Genomic DNA, 17867 nt, shown 5'->3' on the forward strand with positions numbered 1-17867 from the left:
GGGGGAGGTTCTTATCCCGTGCTAGAGGGGCATACCACCCTGGCGGGAGGCACCATGCGAGGACGTCGGATGTACGTCATTGGCGGACTGCTGGGCGCGCTGCTGGCGCCCGCGGCGGCCCTGGCCTGGCCGGTGGACCAGGCCGTGACGCTGGAGCCCGGCAAGGAGCGGTTCCAGAAGCTCACCGCGGTGGACTGGGCGGAATCCGACGCGCCCTCCGTGGTGACGGCGGAGGCGCTCCCCCAGAGCGGCGAGCTGCTGCTCACGCCCCACGACGCCGGCATCGCGCGGGTGCTCTTGTACGCGGAGGGGCGCTTCGCGGTGTGGCGGGTGATGGTGGGGCCCATCGAGCTGCAGAACACCGAGGCGCAGCTCGCGGCGGCGAAGAAGGCCTGCCCGGACCTGAAGGCGACGGAAGGCGTGGAGCGCAGCCTGACGGCGACGGTGAACGACAACGCGTGCCGCCTGGCGCTGCGCACGTTCCTCAAGACGCACGCGTACCTGGCGCCGCAGCTGGAGCTGACGTTCGCGGTGCCGCAGCTCCAGGCGCAGCTGGAGGACTTCGCGGCGGGGATGCCGCCGGGGCTGACGGTGCGCTACAGCGGCGCGGGGCTGGTGCTGTCGGGGAAGACGGACCGGGCCGGGCACCGCAAGGCGCTGTGGGAGCTGTTCAACCGCGCGGTGGGCCGCGTGCCGCTGGAGGACCGCACGGAGGTGGAGGCGCCGCCGAAGCCGGAGGACTCCACGAAGGACGACGCGGTGGACGCCACGGTGTCTGACGTGCCGCCGGATGCCGGGGTGGCTCCCGCGCCGCCGCCGGTGAAGCGCAAGGCGCCGCCGAAGAAGCCGCGCTGAGCGCGGGGATGAAGCCGCGCCGGGCTTCGGGGGCGCGCCGGAGGCTTCCGCTTGCGGTATGACCGTGGGTGGAGGTCCGACGGAATGACGAACGGAGTGATGCGCGCGGGACTCGCGCTGGTGCTGGCGCTGACGGTGGGGCCGGGTGCCGCGTGGGCGCAGGAGGATGACGGCTCGGCGGTGGTGGTGGACATGCCGGAGCCGGACCGGGGCTGCCCGGTGAAGCCGGAGTTCCTGCCGATGACGCCCATGGGGCAGGTGGGCATCGACCGGCTGGGCTGGCTGGTGCACCAGGCCATCATCCCGGCCTCGAAGGACAAGTTCTTCCAGGCGGGGGCGCGCAGCCGCTCCGGCGTGAAGCCGGTGCCCATGGAGATGGCGCGAAAGCTGGGCGCGCTGGACACCACCAAGGCGCCCATCTGGGTGTTCGGCAAGGAGAAGTCGAAGGCGTGCAAGGGGACGCCCATCGCGTACTGGGCGGTGCGGATGGGGACGGACGAGGACCGCCAGACGTACCTCATGGCGGAGCTGGCGATGGAGTGCGAGGTGCTGCCGCCCGGCCGGCTTCCGGGCACGCCCATCGCGCTCCGTCAGAAGGAAGAGCCCACGGGGTGCGTGCTGCGCCGGCCCAACCGGCGCCTGACGGGCAAGGAGATGGACGGCATCCCGCCGGACTACGCGGAGCACATCCCGCCCCAGGACTGCTCGGCGCCGGAGTGCGCGCGGCTGTGGGAGTACTTCGGCGTGACGGGTGACGAGGGCGAGGGCGCGTTCGACCTGACGGTGTCCTATCTGCACAGGAACGGCAGCAACCCGTGCAACTGGGCGACGGATGACCTGTCCATGCTGTTCGTGCGGATGCGGGACAGCACGGCGCTGACGCCGCTCAAGCCGGGAGGCCAGCTCTTCGGAGGTCTCTGGGACTTCAGCGGCCCGCGCTTCATCCTGAGCCGGGACATGGGCGTGCTCTACGCGTACGACTACCAGAAGCTCAAGGCCGCGCCGAAGGCCGTGCGCTACGGAAGCCCCACGGAAGAGGACCTCATCCACGCGAAGCGCACGCTGTCCCCGTGCAAGAAGTAGCCGGCGCTACTGCGCGCTGGAGCCGTGGTACGTCTTGCGCAGCTTCAGGGCCGGCACGTCCACCGTGCCGTCCTTGTTGTCCGTGCAGTACCAGAACGAGCCGTGCGGAGCCTGGACGCCGCCCTTCGCCGTGCGCGTCAGGCCGTTGTAGACGGAGCCGGCGATGAGGTAGCGGAACACCTGCGGCGCCGTCGCGCTCACCAGCGCGTTGTTCTGCTGCATCTCCTTCCAGACCACGCAGTACTGCTTGAGCGCCGCCCAGGCGCCCTTGGAGTAGCGCGGGCTCCCCAGCATCCACACCTCCAGCTGGGGACACATCTCCGTCACGCCGTCGTCCGGGTTCGCGTAGTTCATGGCGCCACAGACTTCGTCCACGCGCATGTCGTTGAGGGTCACGTCGCCCTGGCCCTGCCACCCGGCGAGCCGGGAGAGCTGGAAGCGGCGGATGGACAGCGCGTCTTCCGTCGTCAGCGACGGCGCCATGAAGCCCTTCGGCTCCGGCAGCGCGAACGTGCCGCCACCGTGCGGCCCCACGCCCGCGTCCAGCACGTAGCCGCCCCACGTGTACATGAGGAACAGCGACCACGCGTCCTTCACGAAGGCCCGGTACGAGGGCGGCGTCCCGTGCGCCAGGCCCCAGTTCAGGATGTCCGTCATCGCCGCGACGGCCCAGTCATCCGACTCCTGGTACCAGTAGTACCAGCGATACGCCTTCGTGCCCGCCTTCGTCAGGAACGCTTCCATGCCCCGCACGGTGACGTTCTTGTGCGCGGCGAAGTCCCGCTCGTACGTCGCGACCTGCGCGTCCAGGCACCAGAAATAGATTTTGACGCTCTGGCCCGCGCAGCGCGTCGCCAGCGCCTTGGGCGCGTTGATGTCGCGGTTGCGGTCCTGCGGAGGGGGGCCAATCCAGGTGTAGTGGACGTCCATCCCCGCAAGCCTACTCGGTCCACGGCCCCCGCCGCGTGGGCTCCTTCAGCGCCTGGCCGAGCGCCGCGAGGAAGCGCTTGCGCGGCCAGGACTCCGCGCCGAAGCGCTCCAGGTGCTCCGTCTCCACCTGGCAGTCGACGAGCTGGAAGCCCCAGCCCTTGAAGCGCTCCACCGCCGTGGCGAACGCCACCTTCGACGCGTCCGGCGCCAGCGCGAACATGCTCTCCCCGAAGTACGCCGCGCCCAGCGACACGCCGTACAGCCCGCCCACCAGCACCTCGCCGTCGAACGCCTCCACGGAGTGCGCCAGCCCCAGCTCGTGCATCCGGATGTACGCCTGCTTCATGGCGTCGGTAATCCAGGTGCCGTCCTGCCCAGGCCGGTGCACGCGCGAGCACGCGTCGATGACCTTCGCGAACACGGTGTCGTAGCGCACCGTGTACGTGCCCCGGTTCATCACCTTGCGCAGCGAACGGCCCACGTGGATTTTGGCCGGCTCCAGCACGAAGCGAGGGTCCGGCGAGTGCCACAGGATGGGCTGCCCTTCGCTGTACCAGGGGAAGATGCCCTGCGAGTAGGCCGCCAACAGCCGCTCCGGGCGCAGGTCGCCGCCCACCGCGAGCAGGCCGCTCTTGTCCGCCTTGGAGGGCGGGGGGAACAGCTCCGGCTCGTCGTCGCTCAGCAGGTAGATGGGCACGCGTACGCGCCAGTCTAGCGGGACACGTTGAGCTTCACGTCACCCTTCAGGACGAAGGGGACCTGCAGCATGGGGCCCTTCACCTCGCCCTTCACGCTGTAGGGCAGGACGCCCTTGGAGATGAGCCCCTTCACGCCCGGGCCCCAGGACTGCGCCGTCACGGCGATCTCCACCGGGTACACGCCCGTGGCGGACGCATCCACCGTGTCCGCCTGGGCGGCGGTGCCCTCCTCCAGGGGGCGGTCCGCCACGGTGACCTGGTAGGTCAGCGAGTCGAGCCGCAGCGGGAACGGGTTCGGGTTGCGCACGCCCAGCCGCAGGTTGATCTGCACCTCCTCCGCCGAGTAGCGGGCCGCGTCCAGGCTCTCCACGATGACCTCCGGCAGGTGGGGCACGCGCACGGCGCGGCTGGCGGCGAAGGGCAGGGTGTCCTCGCTGTCGCCGGAGCGCACCACCAGCGTGCCACGCAGCGCGATGAGCACCGTTCCGCCCTGGGCGCTCAGGCGGGCCAGGTCCTCCGGACCCTTCACGTAGGCGGACTTCTCCTCGATGGAGAAGTTCGCGGGCGTGCCCGGGGCGAACGGCACCCCCAGCTTCGCGGAGCCCGTCTTCACCACCTGCCCGTCAGAGACGAGCTCGTAGTCGGCGCGCTCCACGACGCCGGTGGCGGTGCCGGTGATTTGTCCGGTGTAGCGCACGGAGGCGTCGGTGAGCCCCTGGGAGACGACCGCGGTCTCCTGGGCCGTCAGGGCGGGGGGGCCGCCGGAGCGGACCGGGGCGGAGGCGCACCCGGAGGAAAGGGCGAACAGCGCGGACACCAGGGCAATCAGGCAGGTCGAGCGATTCACGGAGGACATTCTGGGGAGGGCAGGGGCTGGTCCCAAGGGGTTTTCCGCTAGACTGTCCACCACCGTGGCTCCCCGACGTCCCAACTTCAACCGGACCCTGCGCTCCCTCATCCGGGACATCGCCGCGCGCATGCCCGAGTTCAACCACGTGAAGGTGGGCCGCATCCTCGTCGTCGCCGGTGAGGCCCGCCGGGCGTCGCGCGGCACGGTGAAGCCCCTGTGCTTCAAGGGGGGCAAGAGCATCGACAAGGCGGGGCGGCGCAAGCCGGTGGTGCGCATCCGGGGCCGCCGCATCCTGTACTGCATCACGCTGCGCCCGCTCTTCTTCCGGGGCTCCACCGCGAAGTCGCGGCTGGAGACGCTGATGCACGAGCTCTTCCACATCTCGCTGCGCTTCGACGGCACGCTGCACGCGGGCCGCCGCCACGCGAAGCTGGGCGCGGAGTTCGGGCGCCGCCTGAGGCCGCTGGTGCGCCGCTACCTCAAGCTGTGCCCGGAGGCGCTGCTCGCGGACCTGGCGTACTCGGGCGAGGTGCGGGTGCTCCAGTGGCTGGAGCGTCCGGGCCCGGCGTACCACCCGCGCGCGTCGCACCGCCGCGTACGCAAGGTCTACACGGAGGATCAGCTCTACTCCGGCGTGGCCCGCATGGTGACGCCGCGTCCCCGCGTGGCCCGCGAGGCCCACGTGCGCGACGACAAGGTGCACTGAGGGGCTCTCGATGTCCGGGCCCACCGACTTCGTCAGCCTGGGGGCGCTCCACCGCGACCTGGAAGAGCTGTTCCTCCAGCACCAGGAAGCGCTGATGGGCATGGACCTGCTCGCGGCGCGTGAACGGCTGGCACGCTACCGCGAGGAGCTGACACGGCACCTGGAGGCGGAGGAGGCGCTGCTGCTGCCGGAGCTGCCCCGGGCCGGGAGGATCCGAGGCGCCGCGCCGGAGCTCTTCACCGGCGAGCACCAGCGCATGCGGGAGCTGCTGGTGAAGTGCCAGGACGCCGTGGACGCGCTGGACGCGAGCGCCCCGGACTACCGCCGCGCGGTCTTACGCGTGTTCGACATGGAGAGCACGTTCAAGCACCTGGAGCACCACCACTCGTTGCGCGAGGAGACGTACCTGTTCCCCGCGTTGGATGGGGTGTTGGGGGAGGAAGAGCGGCGGGCCCTGCTGGCCGCGTTCCTCGCGCGCACGGAGGCTCCGGCCCGCTGAGCCCCGGCTGACGCGGCCCCAAACCTGTCCGACAGTCGGACAGGTTTCCGTGGCCCCGAGGGAGCGCAGGCCCCCGGCCGCGGACGTCCACACTGGTCCGACAGTCGGACAGGTTTCCGCCACTCGGGAGGCGCGGAGGCCCCCGGCCTCGGCGTCCAAACCTGTCCGACAGTCGGACAGGTTCGTGCGGTGCGCCTCTGCCGGGGCGGCCCTGCCGGGTTCTCACCTTCTCAGTCCCGGGGGAGGTTTCAGGTCCGACGGCTTGGGGCCGTGCTGCCTGCCAGGGGGCGGGCGGGCAGGGAGGCCTTGGTCTGCTCGGCTCTGCCTGGGTTTGAGGCGTGCGTGCTGTCTTCTCGCTCGCGTTGGCTCGAACGAGGTTTCCTCCTGGTGGGACGCGGCATCTGGGTGTGGTGCTGGGCGCTCGTGGCCCTGCTGGGGCTCACGGCCTGCGATCCGGGGACGGAGCTGACGCCCTGTGCCGCCGACTGTGAGGGCGCTGCCTGCGCGGCCTGTGTCACGTCCCTTCCCGAGGAGCGCCCCCAGCCAGCGCTGGCGTGTGATCAGCTCCCCGCGCCGTCACGGTGCCTGGGGCCTCGAGTGCTGGAGCGGTGTGAGGGGGGCGCCGTGCACCGGGAGGACTGCGCGGAGGACACCACCTGTGTCGAATCACCCGAGGTCGCCTGTGTCGCGGGCTCGGCGTGTGTCGACGGTGTCTCGCGATGCACGGAGTCGCGGACCCTGCAGGTGTGCACGAACGGCCGTTGGGTCACGCGGGCCTGTGACGTGGCCTGTAACGCCGCGCCAGGCCGGGGCTTCTGTGGAGCGCCCGGGCCCACGCTGAGCGGCACGGTGCGCTACGCACGCCGCTTCCCGGATGCGGAGTTCCGCGCGTGGGCCTTGGAGTGGGACCCCGTGCCCGCGCGGGGCTTCCTCATCGTGTCGTTCCAGGGCACGAAGGTGCTCGACTCGCAGGTGACGGATGACGCCGGCCGGTTCACGCTGAAGGTATCGCCCGCGTCCGGTGAGGAGGACCGCATCGTCGTGTACGCGGCGGGACGGGGCCGTGACGGCGCGGTGGCCTACGCGGTGGCGGACCCAGGGCTTCCAGGTGAGCAGGTCATGACGACGGTGCCGGGTGAAGCGGCCCGCATCTGGAGTTGGTCGCGCACGACGCGCGAGCTGTCCGGACAGCCCATCTTCACCCTCACCGAGGCTGAAGGCTCCGGCGCGGCGGCGGTGTTCGACGTGCTGGGCACGGCCTGGCGCCGGATGCGCGAGCGTTACGGCGGACGCGACGGGCTGCCCGTGGTGGCGTGGCTGGGCTTCGGGACGACCTGGTCCTGTGGGGCGTGCTTCGCGCCGTGGCCGGTGACGGCGGTGGGCCGGAACTGGGAGTCGCAGGTGTGGCTGCCGGGTGACTCGGATGCGGCGTGGTGGTCGGACGCGATGGTGATGCACGAGCTGGGGCACTGGGTGATGGCCAGCCGGGGCACCAGCCCGGAGGAGGGCGGTCCGCACTTCGTGGGCGTGCCCACCTTCCCGGGACAGGCGTGGAGCGAGGGTTGGGCCACGTGGTTCAGCTCGGACGCGCGCCGCAGCCCGCGCTACTTCGACCGGCAGGCCGGGACGATGTTCTGGGTGGACCTGTCCGCGCGAGCCTCCTCGGTCAGCCCCTGGATGCGGCCCCGCGCGGAAGCCGGTCTGCTCCAGCCCGTGGACGAGAACGAGGTGGCCGCCATCCTCTACCGCACCGCCACCGGCACCTCGTCGAGCCAGCCCCTGTACGACGCGCTCGCGGCGCCCGCGATGAACCGCTCGCCCTGGGCCCGTGGCTACACACGGCACACCTGGAAGCGGGATGAGAAGGGCGCGCTCATGGACGTCGTGGACACGGGCAGGCCGTCACCGAGCCTCGCGGACTTCCTGGACGCGCTGATGTGCCAGGGCTTTCCGAGCACCCTGGTGGACGCGGCCACGGAGCCCGCCACCGCCTTCCCGTATCCCAGCCACGAGCCCCTGTGTCCATGACGTCCCCGTGCCCATGAAGCTTCCACGTCCGATGCCGCGAAGCCGGCGAGCCGTGCACCTGAGGCTCCTGCGTCCCCTGATGCGCAAACGTGTCGCGGGGGCCGTGCTGGCCCTGGCGCTGGTCGGAGCGCTGTCGGCGAGCATGGCCTCCGGCGTGGACCGCGTGCGGCGCAGGAAGCCGCCACGCGATTCGGAACCACCACCGCAGGCGAAGGAGAAGCCCGTCCACGGCTCGTCGCCAACGCTCCTCGCGTCCGCGCGGTCGGTGGCGCTCCCCTCGCACGGGATGGGCTCATGGGACCTGCCGCCGTCGCGTGAGCGCCACGGTTCCCGGCCCACCCCCGTGAAGACACGCGCCACAGAAGCGGTGCCAGCCCCCACCTCCCTCGCGCTCACGCAAGGCCCGGAGGACGGCGCCACGGCCACGGACGGCACGGCGCCACGGCCCACGGTGCTCCCGGCCACGGCTCGCATCCCCGCGCCGCTGCACGTCTCCTGGCGCGTGGTGGACGCCAGCGCGGACACGGTGCGGCTCGTCGCGCGGTTCGACCGGAGCCCGGGCTTCACCGCGCCCGTGCAGGTCTCCCTGCGTGTGCCGCCGCGAACGGTCCTCCGCGAAGGCCCCACCGCGCCCATCGTCCTGGACGGGGACACGCACGAAGTGCCCTGGACCCTGGGCCTGCCCGCGGGCGCGAGCCCCGAGGACGACCTCGTGCTGCTGGCGAGCGCCGGAGGCGAGTCCTTCGGCGTCCACGCGGAGGCGCGCTACCGCTTCGGCCGGACGCTCGCGGAGTCACCCCGGCCCGCGCCCACGGGGCCGGCGCTGCCGGAGGAACTCATGCGCTCCCGCGAGTAGGGCAGGGCTCAATCCAGGTTGAAGTACACGTCGTCGATGGCGCCGTGGAACTGGTCGTTGTTGTTCCCCGCGCTCTTGGCCCCGATGCCGACGGACTGGCCCGCGGGGTTGATGTCGTAGGTGCTGGCGAGCAGCGCGCTGCCCCGGGCCACGTTGTCGATGAGGATGGTCAACGTGGTGCTCGTGCGCTGACACGTCACCTTGTGCCAGGTGCCGTCCGCGATGCCCACGGACGCCTTGACGATGACCGCGCCCGCGCCGCCGGTGGTGCGCACCACGCAGCTCGGCTTGCCCGTCACCGCGTCGTCCAGCTGCAGCTTCCACTGCGCCGTGCTGGAGAGCCCCTTCTGCACCAGGTTGGAGCCGTGGTCCGCGCTCAGCTCCGCGAGCGTCACGCGAACGCGCGCCCCGAAGGAGAACAGCGCCGTGCCCGGGTTGAGTGACGCGGAGTCCGCCGCGCTGATGAACGCCTTCGCGCACGTCGTCCCGACACAGACCGCCGGGAAGCGCACGCCCTGGCCCTCGTAGCCCGGCGTCTCCACCGTCACGGTGCCGCCGTTGCTCGCCTGCACGGTGCCCGTGTGGCCCTTGCCGCTGTCGTCCACCACGGTGGTCACCGGGTTGGACACCGACTCGAACCGGTAACGCAGCTTCTGGCTCACCGCGCCCGCCGTCAGCGGGCCCAGCAGCAACACCGCGGCGAATCCCATCCGCACCTTCATGACGTACCTCCCCAGGGACTGCGTGTGCGTGCCATTCCAGCACGGACTCAACCCCTGGGGGAGCGGGGAGGCTTCCCCGCCGCGCACGTCACGGCACGTCGGCGGCCAGCTTCTGGAGCGCGGACTTCGCGTCGGCGTGGTCCGGCTGCAACTTCACCGCGGCCTCGTACTCCTTCTTCGCCTCGGCCTTGCGGTTGGTGGCTTCCAGCAGCTGCGCGAGCGCGAAGTGCGGCTCGCCCGCGCCCGCGTCCACCTGCGCCGAACCGCGGAAGGCCTTCTCCGCCTCCGGCAGCTTGCCCTGCCGGTACAGCGTGTGCCCCAGGTACAGGAGGCCCAGCGAGTTGCGCGGCTCCACCGCCAGCACGTCGCTCAGCACCTGCAGCGCCTTGGATTCGTCACCGCCGCGCAGGTACAGGAAGCCCAGCTCCGCGCGGGCCTCCAGCTGCGCGGGGTCCTTCGCCACCACCGCCTCCAGCTCCGGCACCGCCAGCTCCGGCCGGCCGCGCCGCGAGTGCAGGATGCCCAGCCGCGCCAGCGCCGCCGTGTCCGCCTCCTCGCCTTGCGCGGGCGTCAGCAGCTTCTCCGCCGCCGCGTAGTCGCCCATGGAGAGCAGCAGGTCCGCCAGGCCCAGCTTCGCCGCGCGGTGCTTCGGGTCCTCCTGGAGGACGGCCTCGTAGAGGGGCCGCGCCTGGGCGCCCACGTGCTTCTTCGCGTACGCCTCCGCCAGCATCAGCCGGTTCTCCACCGTGGGCTGCAGCTTCACGCAGGCCGAGTACTGCGCGATGGCGCCGTCCAGGTCGCCCTTGGCCTTGAGCGCGTCGCCGTAGCCCGCGCGCACGCCGGGCTCGTCCGGGAAGGTCTCCACCGCCGTCTTCAGCGTGGCCACCGCGTCGTCCACCTTGCCCAGCTCCAGATATGCGCGCGCCAGGCCCTGGTAGGCCTCCGTCGTCTTCTTGCCGTCGTCGGCGCTCTTCTCGATGGCCTTCTGGAACGCGGACACCGCCTGCGTCTTCTTGCCCTGCGCCAGGTACAGCTGGCCCAGCTGCGTGTACGGGCCGCTCGCGCGCCGGGGCTCCAAGAGCAGCGCCTTCTCGAAGGCCTTCGTCGCCCGGGCGTTCTCCCCCAGCTGGAAGCACGCGAGTCCCAGGTTGAAGTGCGCCTCCGCGTACTTCGGATCCAATGTGATGGCCTTCTGGAACGCCTCCGCCGCCTTGCGCGCGTTGCCCTGGCCGTCCAGCACCACGCCCAGGTTGTTCTGCGCGCGCGCGTGCTTGGGGTCCGCCTTGAGCGCCGCCTGGTACTCCGCGAACGCGCCCGTGACGTCGTTCTCCCGCATCAGCACGACGCCCAGGTTGTAGTGCGCCTCCGCGTCGGAGTCCTTCTGGCGGATGGCCTCGCGCAGCGTCTCCTTGGCCTCGGCGTTCTGGCCCTTCTCCGCCAGCGCCTTGCCCAGGTTCACCCGCGCCACCTGGAGCGCGCCGTCCAGCTTCAGCGCCTCGCGGTACGCCTCGATGGCGTCGTCCGTGCGGTTGGCGCGCTGGAGCACCTCGCCCAGGTTGAAGCGCAGCTCCGCGTCCCTGGGCGCCAGCTCCGTCGCGACGGAGTACTGGGTAATCGCCTCGTCCGTGTCGTCCTGGATGCGCGCAAGGAGGCCGCGCTCCGAGCGCAGCGTGGCCTCCTCCGGGAAGGCCGCTAGCGCCGCGTCCAGCACCGCCTTGGCCTTGGGCACGTCCCCCGACAGCCGCAGCGCGCGCGCCAGGGCCACCTTCGCCGGCACGCCGTCCGGCGTGAGGCCGACGAGCTTCGTCAGCGGCGCGACCGCGCGGCGCGGCTGGTTCTGGGACAGGAAGGCCGTGCCCAGCTTGTAGAGCGCGTCCGGGTCGTCCGGGAGCTTGTCCGCGCGCGGGGCCGCCACGGGCTTCTCCGGCGGAGGTGCCTCCGGAGCAGGGGCCTGGGCCGTCAACAACTGGAGGAGGAGGACGCCGGCTTTCGTCATCACAGGTTCTCCACGTACGGGCTGGCGCGCGCGTCGAAGGTCTTCTTGGCGAGGTCGGCCTTCTTCGCCTCCCACGCCTCCTTCGCCGCCTGCGCTTCCTTCGTGTCCCCGGCGAGGTTGGCGCGCTCTTCCTTCACCGCGGCCTCGCACTCGGACACCTGCTCCTCGAAGTCCTTGGGCTCCAGGCGCTCACTGCCCTGCACCTTCGCCTTGCGCGCCGCGGTCAGCCGCGCCAGCTCGAAGCGGGCGAAGGCGCAGCGCAGGGACAGCTGCTCCACCTCGCGCAGCCCCACGTTGAGGCGCTGGTGCGCGCGCAGGTACTCCACGCGGGACTCGGACTCCGCGATGGCCAGCTGCGCCACCTCGCGCGACGACGCGTCCGGGGCGCGGTCCTCCTCGTCCTCGGCGGCCTCCTGGCGGGACTTGGCGCGGCGGATGTTGTCGCGCGCGCGGTTGACCTCGTTGTCGGCCTCGTCCACGCGGTCGATGGCCAGCGCCAGGTCGTTCTCCGCCTCCAACAGCTCGATGCGCGTCTCGTACGGCAGCTTCTTCACCAGCGTGTCCGGCACGCGCATGCCGTAGCTCGGGCCGCAGGCGGCGGTCAGGAGGGACAGGCTGAGGAGCAGGTGGCGCTTCATGGAGCAGTGGCCTCGAAACGGCTGAAGATGGTGCGGCCGGAGTAGACGTCGGTGCCGTTGGTGAAGGTGACGTTGAACTCGCCCGACACCCGGTCTCCGGGGTTTTTCGGAAGGGACTTCACGAAGAGGTTGCCGCGCACGAGCGGCGGGAAGGGACGCACCGGTTCGTCCAGCACGCTGCGGTCCACGCTGCCCCGCTGCGAGCCGTCCTCCAGCGCCTCCGCCAGGTCGATGTCCAGCGAGCCCGCGTATTCGTTGTCCGGCAGCATGTCCGCCACCCGCGCGCTCACCTTCAACACCACGTCCTGCCCGCTGCCCTGCGTGTTGACGAAGCTGACCGCCAGCGTGCCCTCCGCGAGCCCCGCCTCCGTGCGCTGGTAGCGCAGGTCGAGCAGCTCCGTCACGCTGCCCTCCAGCGTGCCGCCCTCGTCACCACACGCGGTGGTGACGAGCGCGAACAGCACCGGAGCGATGAAGCGGAAGGGCGCGCTCACTTGCAGGCCTTCCACCCGGCGTCCACGTCCGGGCCGTTGAGCGTGCCCATGTCCTTGAGCACGGCCAGCTCACGCCGCGCGCCGTCCGTGTCGCCGAAGCGGCAGCGCAGCGCGGCCAGGTTGAGGCGGGCCTTGTCGTAGGTGGGGTCCGCCTCCAGCGCCTTGGCGTACGCCGCCCGGGCACCCATCGCGTCACCCAGGTTGAGCATGGCCCAGCCCAGCGCCGCGTGCGCGGACGCGCGCGTGTCCTGCAGCTCCGTCACGCGGCCGAACGTCAGCTGCGCCATGCCGTACTGGTGCGCGTCCAGGTAGCCCATGCCCAGGGCCTCCAGCGCCTCCGCGGTGAGCACCTTCTCCGCCTTCTTGCGCAGGTCCTCCAGCGCCGCGGGCTGCGTGGGCGCGGCCGGCTGCGGCACCGGCAGCGCGGCCACGTCCGTGCGGTTGCGGCAGCCCACCACCGCCGCGTTGAAGACCTCCAGGGACTCCGCGCGGGACAGGCACGCCTTGAAGGCCTCGTCGGAGCGGGCCTTGAGCGGCGCCACCTGCTGCTTCACCGCGTCCTGGAACTGCTTCGTCTCCGCGGCGGACAGCCCGCCGGGCACCGGCGTCTGGTCCACCACGTCCGCGATGTGGCCGTACGCCAGCGCAATCTTCCACAGCGACGCCACCGCCCACTCCGGATACCCGAGCGACGCGGCCTGCGTGTACACGCCCTCCATGGCCTGGAGCGCGGCGACCTTCTCCTCCACCTTGTCCGCCGGCAGGTCCTTGTAGCCGCGGTAGAGAATCTCACCCAGGTACCAGAGCCCCTTGGCCGCCTCTTCCGTCTGGCCGTTGGGGCCCTGCACCGCGGCGGTGAGGGTGGAGATGAGCGCGTCCGGGGGAGCGGTGGGCGCCGTGGTGGCCTGCACCTCCGCGAGCACCGCGGCGGCGGCCACGTTGTTCTTGTCCAGCTTGATGGCCGTCTCCGCCGCCGTCTTCGCGCGGGCGTAGTCCTTCTGCTTCAGGCGCGTCTCGGCGAGCAGCGCCAGCACTTCACCCTTGCGCGCGCCCGACGCCTCGGCGGCCGTCTCCAGGTTGCGGGACGCTTCCTTGTATTCGCCGAGGGCGATGCGCAGGCGGGCGCCGGCCATCCAGCCGTCCACCGACGCCAGGTCGCCGCTCAGCTTCTGGCCCACCTGTTCGAACCAGCCGGCCGCCTCGTTGAAGGCCGCCGCTTCCGCCGCGTGACGGCCCAGCGTCAGCAGCACGTCCGACAGGTACTGGCTCTTGGGATAGGACTGCACCAGCTTCGCGCCCAGCTCGCGCTCGCGCGGCAGGTCGCGCTTCTCGCGCGCGGCGGTGAACGCGCCGTAGAGCGCCTTCTCGCCGATGTCCGTGTTCTTGTTCTCGTCCGCGACCTTCATCAGGCCTTCGATGACGTCGCCCGTCTCCTGCGCGCTCTGCAGGGCCAGCTCGTCCAGGGCCTCGGCCTTGCTCTGCGTGAGGATCTTCTGCACCTCCCCGCGGAAGTTGGACGGCAGCGAGGACGCGAGGAACTTGCGGCCCGTCTCGTCCAGCTTCTTGAAGTCGTTCACCTGCCGCAGGCTGTCCAGGGCCAGGTTGCCCGCCACCGGCGCGTCCTTGTACTGCGGGTGCGCCAGCGCGAACGCGGTGAACAGCTCCGCCGCCTTCGGGTACTCGCCGTCCTCGTAGTAGGCGCGCGCGATGTTGAACTTCACGTCCAGCACATGCGGGCTCTGCGGGTAGCGCGACACGTAGGAAGCGCCCAGCAGCTTCAGCGCCTGCCGCGCGTCGGCCACTTCGAAGGCGTTGCGCTTCTGGGCCTCCTCCGGCTTGAGCGTGGAGAAGTGCGCCAGGAGCGCGCCGTAGAGCGCGGTGTCCACGGCCTTGTTGTCCTTGGCCTTGTCCTCGTAGCGGGCCAGCTCCTCGAACTGGCGCGCGGCGTCCGGGAACTCCTTGGCGGCGAAGAGCGCGTCCGCGCGGTTCTTCATGATGGGCCGCACGTACTGCTCCGGCCGGAACAGGCCCAGGTACTCGCGGTAGGCGTCCGCGGCCTTCACGTACAGGTCGCGCGAGTCCGCCTTCTGCGCGGCCAGGTGCACCTGCGTGGACAGGTCGCGCGCCATCTCCTCCAGCTCCGACAGGTGCTTCTTGCGGTCGGCCTCCGCGAGCTCCGGGTCGGTCTTGCTCTGCACTGCGGCGCGCACGAGGAAGCGGATGTCCTCCGGCTCCGGCATCACCTTGCCCTTGGCCGCCTTGAGCGAGTCATACAGCTTCTGCCCGCGCTCCAGGTCCAGCTCCGGGTCCGGCTGCACTTCCATCAGCTTGCGCAGCGCGGGGATGGCCCACTCGTACTGCTGCTTGATGAAGTAGCGGTTGCCCAGCTTGTCCAGCGCGAGCGCGTACGTGGCGCGGCCCTCGCTGAGCTTCTCGAAGTAGTTGAGCGCGCCCTTGGGGGGCTTGGCCTCCGTGTAGCTGTAGACCAGGTCCAGCAGCGCCTCGCGCTTGACGTTGAGCGCCTTCTTCACGTCCACGCCGGGCAGGGGCGCGCTGGCGGCCGCCGCCTCGAAGAACGTCACCGCCTCCGCGTGCTTGGCCTGGTTCACGCGGATCCAGCCCATCTTGTAGCGGGCCAGGTCGTGCACCGGCGACGGCGGCAGCTCCAGGATGGCCTGGTAGTGCCGCTCCGCCTCGACGAGGTCCGCCTTGTCGAAGAAGTGGTCACCCAGAATCTGCTCGGCTTCCAGGCGCAGCGGGCTGTTGGGGTACTTGCGCGTCAGGTCCCCCAGCGTCTTGAGCATCTCGTCGAACTGGCCCAGCTCGCGCTGCTCGTGCGCCAGGTAGAACGTCACCTGGTCCCCGTCCTTGAAGTCCGGGTACTCGCGCAGCAGGCGGTAGTACATCTGCACCGCCTTCTGCTTCATCAGGCGCGTCTCCGGGGAGACGATGGCGCCCGTGGCGCCCTCCGGCCGGGTCTCCGCCTGGAGGTAGTACACGTAGCGGCTCTTCTCGACGTAGAGCTCCGCCAGCCGGAACTGCAGGTCCGGCAGGTACGGCGCGTTGCGGCTCTTGGAGATGAGCTTCTCCGTCTCGCCGATGGCGCGGTCCACCTTGAAGATGTCGCGCTTGAGCTTGGCGATGAGCTCCTCGCGCTCCTTCGCCTTGGACACGATGGGGTTGGTGTTGGGTCCCACGCGGCCGCTGGGGCCGGGGGCCGCGGCCGCGAGCAGCGCGGCGGTGATGAGGCCGGTGAACGGGCCGGTCATGGGGTTTCCTCGATGCAACGGCTCTCGATGCGGACCCGGTAGGACTTGAGCTCGTCGTTCCAGTATTCGTTGTCGAACTTGAAGGCGACCTGCGCGGGCGACAGCAGCTCTTCCTCCGCCGCCGCCACCACCTGGGCGCCCTTCTTCACGCGCTCGTACAGCTTGAGGCCGACCTCGTACTCCATGAGGCGCACCTGTTCGGCGGCGCGCAGGAGCGTGTCCGCCTCCTGGCGCACGGCTTCCTGCAGGCGCGAGTCGTACACGCGCACGGCCTCCGCGTGGGACAGGTCATACAGCCGCGTCAGGTGCCCGAAGAGCCGGTCACCGAAGCTGCCGGCGAAGCGGCCCAGGCGCTCGCCCTCCAGGTCCAGCAGCGACACGAACTTCGCGGCGCGCTGGGTGTTGCCGTGCGCGTTGGCGGCGCGGCGCAGGCGCGCGTCCTGGCTCAGGTCCTCGCGGTTGCGCACGGACTCCAGCGAGTCCGCGTACCGGCGCGTCAGCTCCTTCGCCGCGCGCTTGGCGGGCAGGTAGTGGCACAGGTCGCGGAAGATGAGCGCGCGCAAGAGGTACTTGTCCGGCATGAACTCATCGCGGAAGGACGGCGCGTCCAGCGTGGTGAGGATGCCCAGCGCCGCGCGCAGGTCGCCCAGCTTGTAGCGGGTCCACGCCTCCTCCAGGTAGAGGCTGGCGCGGCCGGGGTCCAGGTCCGGCAGCTTCACCTTGCCGTACGCGTCCAGCGCGCCGGTGAAGTCCTTCTTCTCGTAGCGCAGGCGGGCCACCGCGAGCGCCGCCTCGTTGCGCGCCTCGCGGGTGAGCTTCTCGTCCTGGGACAGGTCGAGGAAGTCCTTCACCATCTCCTCCGGCGGGTCCTTCACCTGCTTGAGCCGCGTCACCAGCAGCGCGAACTTCGCGCGGCTGGCCTCGGCGCTCGTCTCCGGCAGCTTGGAGAAGTGCGTGTTGGCCCAGCGCTCGTTGCCCACGCGCAGGTCCACCAGGCCCTGCTGGTAGTGGGCGTAGGCGCCCGTCTCGTCCGGGAGGAAGCCCAGGTCGAGCGCGCCGAAGACCTGCTCGTCGATCATCACCTCGTCGTGCGGCCGGTCCGTCAGCCCCTTCAGCGCGTCCAGCGCGCGCGGCAGCACGTTGGGGTTGGAGCGCTCACGCGCGATGCGCGCCAGGTACGTCGCGCCCGCGTGGGTGAGCCCCAGGTCGATGAGGCTCCGCGCGAGGAAGTACTGGCCCCACGCGTAGTTGTCGTCCGTGCGGGGCGTGGCCTGGAGCCACGCGTACAGCGGGCCCGCGGCGTCGCGCGGCTTGCCGTCGAAGTACGCCTTGAGCGCGTTGTCGAAGGTCTCCGGCGGCACCTTCTGCGGCGGGGGCGGCGGGGCTTCCGCGACGCCGGCCCTGGCGGGCGCACCGGCGGCGGTGCTCCCGTCCGTGGCGCCGGGAGTGCCCGCGTCCGTGGTGGCGGCGGGGGCCTTCGCGGCGCCCGCCGGTGGGGGTGGCATGGGCAGCGTGCCCGCGTCCGGTGCCGCGCGGGCGACCGTCGGGGACACGAGGAGCGCGGCGCTGGCGAGCGCGGCGACGATGAGCGGGCGGGACGTCATTCCGTGGCGCCGAAGTTGAAGGCCGTCCCAATCTGCACGGTGGGCACGTTGATGATGCGCGACGCGCCCGCGAAGACGGTGTTGTTGGTCACGTCCAGCCGGAAGGACACGTTCTGGGTGGAGAACACGCGCACGCCCAGGCCCAGGTTGACGGCGGGACGGAAGCCGTCGCTGCGGTCCACCTTCACCACCGTGCCACCGGCGAGCAGGAAGACCTCGAAGTGGATGACGTTGGAGTTGAGGAAGGACGTCTTGCCGTACAGCGGGCTCCACATGAGGTCGCTTCCCACCATCCACTGCACCTGGTCCTCGAAGGCGGTGGCGGTGGGGGCGGCGTCGAAGTCGCGCTCCAGCTGGCTGCGCAGGCTGGTCTGCACGTTGTAGCTGTACGTGCCGCGGCCCACCTGCCACGCGACGCTGTCGCTGAAGTGGTACGTGTAGCCGACGGTGCCGATGAGGCCCTTGTAGAAGGCGTCCGCGGGCAGCACGCCCACGCCGAGCGAGAGCTCGTGGTGCATGCGGTACAGCCGGTCCTGCACCGCGGAGACGGTGCCGGGGTTCTCGAGTTCCTCGGCCTGGGCGCGCGCGAGGCCGGGCACCAGGCACAGGAGGGAGAGCAGGAGGAATCGCACGGGGACT

16 protein-coding genes are annotated in these 17867 nt (G+C 71.1%); 6 read left to right on the forward strand and 10 right to left on the reverse strand.

Features of this window, described 5'->3' with window-relative positions; genetic code table 11:
* Positions 1-54: 54 nt before the first annotated feature.
* Positions 55-855, forward strand: a complete 801-nt coding sequence (locus tag NR792_RS33230) for a hypothetical protein (RefSeq protein WP_375756727.1) — start codon at positions 55-57, stop codon at positions 853-855.
* An 84-nt stretch (positions 856-939) separates the two neighbouring features.
* Positions 940-1938 carry a hypothetical protein gene (locus NR792_RS33235; RefSeq protein WP_375756728.1) on the forward strand — a complete coding sequence of 333 codons (999 nt, stop codon included), beginning with the start codon at positions 940-942 and terminating at the stop codon, positions 1936-1938.
* A 6-nt stretch (positions 1939-1944) separates the two neighbouring features.
* Here the strand turns inward: NR792_RS33235 and NR792_RS33240 are convergent, their stop codons facing one another.
* The 3 genes from NR792_RS33240 to NR792_RS33250 are packed head-to-tail and all read right to left on the reverse strand — an operon-like array spanning position 1945 to position 4422.
* Positions 1945-2868: a hypothetical protein gene (locus tag NR792_RS33240; RefSeq protein ID WP_375756729.1), complete on the reverse strand. Its 924-nt coding sequence runs from the start codon at positions 2866-2868 to the stop codon at positions 1945-1947.
* Positions 2869-2878: 10 nt separating this feature from the next.
* On the reverse strand, positions 2879-3565 hold the full coding sequence (gene aat, locus NR792_RS33245) for a leucyl/phenylalanyl-tRNA--protein transferase (RefSeq protein WP_375756730.1): 687 nt from the start codon (positions 3563-3565) through the stop codon (positions 2879-2881).
* Positions 3566-3579: 14 nt separating this feature from the next.
* Positions 3580-4422 (reverse strand): LEA type 2 family protein, encoded by an 843-nt coding sequence (locus tag NR792_RS33250; protein WP_375756731.1) that lies wholly within the window; start codon positions 4420-4422, stop codon positions 3580-3582.
* A 55-nt stretch (positions 4423-4477) separates the two neighbouring features.
* Between NR792_RS33250 and NR792_RS33255 the strand changes: the two genes are divergently transcribed.
* The 4 genes from NR792_RS33255 to NR792_RS33270 all read left to right on the forward strand — a co-directional run bounded on the left by NR792_RS33255 (position 4478) and on the right by NR792_RS33270 (position 8505).
* The gene (locus tag NR792_RS33255; RefSeq protein WP_375756732.1) at positions 4478-5122 is read left to right on the forward strand and encodes a hypothetical protein; all 645 of its coding nucleotides are present in this window, start codon (positions 4478-4480) and stop codon (positions 5120-5122) included.
* A gap of 10 nt (positions 5123-5132) precedes the next feature.
* Positions 5133-5621, forward strand: a complete 489-nt coding sequence (locus NR792_RS33260) for a hemerythrin domain-containing protein (RefSeq protein WP_375756733.1) — start codon at positions 5133-5135, stop codon at positions 5619-5621.
* Positions 5622-6008: 387 nt separating this feature from the next.
* On the forward strand, positions 6009-7649 hold the full coding sequence (locus NR792_RS33265) for a hypothetical protein (RefSeq protein ID WP_375756734.1): 1641 nt from the start codon (positions 6009-6011) through the stop codon (positions 7647-7649).
* Between the two features lie 79 nt (positions 7650-7728).
* Positions 7729-8505 carry a hypothetical protein gene (locus NR792_RS33270; RefSeq protein ID WP_375756735.1) on the forward strand — a complete coding sequence of 259 codons (777 nt, stop codon included), beginning with the start codon at positions 7729-7731 and terminating at the stop codon, positions 8503-8505.
* Positions 8506-8513: 8 nt separating this feature from the next.
* On the opposite strand, the gene NR792_RS33275 is transcribed toward NR792_RS33270, so the two are convergent.
* The 7 genes from NR792_RS33275 to NR792_RS33305 form a co-directional block, all read right to left on the reverse strand.
* Positions 8514-9227 carry a laminin G domain-containing protein gene (locus NR792_RS33275; RefSeq protein ID WP_375756736.1) on the reverse strand — a complete coding sequence of 238 codons (714 nt, stop codon included), beginning with the start codon at positions 9225-9227 and terminating at the stop codon, positions 8514-8516.
* Between the two features lie 88 nt (positions 9228-9315).
* Entirely contained in the window at positions 9316-11223 is a 1908-nt protein-coding gene (locus tag NR792_RS33280; protein WP_375756737.1) for a tetratricopeptide repeat protein, read from the reverse strand.
* Positions 11223-11861 carry a hypothetical protein gene (locus NR792_RS33285; RefSeq protein ID WP_375756738.1) on the reverse strand — a complete coding sequence of 213 codons (639 nt, stop codon included), beginning with the start codon at positions 11859-11861 and terminating at the stop codon, positions 11223-11225. Before NR792_RS33285 ends, NR792_RS33280 begins: the two co-directional genes overlap by 1 nt.
* On the reverse strand, positions 11858-12355 hold the full coding sequence (locus tag NR792_RS33290; RefSeq protein WP_375756739.1) for a hypothetical protein: 498 nt from the start codon (positions 12353-12355) through the stop codon (positions 11858-11860). Before NR792_RS33290 ends, NR792_RS33285 begins: the two co-directional genes overlap by 4 nt.
* Positions 12352-15624 carry an outer membrane protein assembly factor BamD gene (gene bamD / locus NR792_RS33295; protein ID WP_375756740.1) on the reverse strand — a complete coding sequence of 1091 codons (3273 nt, stop codon included), beginning with the start codon at positions 15622-15624 and terminating at the stop codon, positions 12352-12354. Before bamD ends, NR792_RS33290 begins: the two co-directional genes overlap by 4 nt.
* On the reverse strand, positions 15621-17228 hold the full coding sequence (locus NR792_RS33300) for a hypothetical protein (RefSeq protein ID WP_375756741.1): 1608 nt from the start codon (positions 17226-17228) through the stop codon (positions 15621-15623). The genes bamD and NR792_RS33300 overlap by 4 nt, the downstream gene beginning before the upstream one ends.
* A complete protein-coding gene (locus NR792_RS33305) occupies positions 17225-17860 on the reverse strand; it encodes an outer membrane beta-barrel domain-containing protein (protein WP_375756742.1) in 636 nt (211 codons plus the stop codon). The genes NR792_RS33300 and NR792_RS33305 overlap by 4 nt, the downstream gene beginning before the upstream one ends.
* Positions 17861-17867 lie beyond the last annotated feature (7 nt).

It is taken from the genome of Corallococcus exercitus (assembly GCF_042231735.1).
GTDB lineage: Bacteria > Myxococcota > Myxococcia > Myxococcales > Myxococcaceae > Corallococcus > Corallococcus exercitus_B.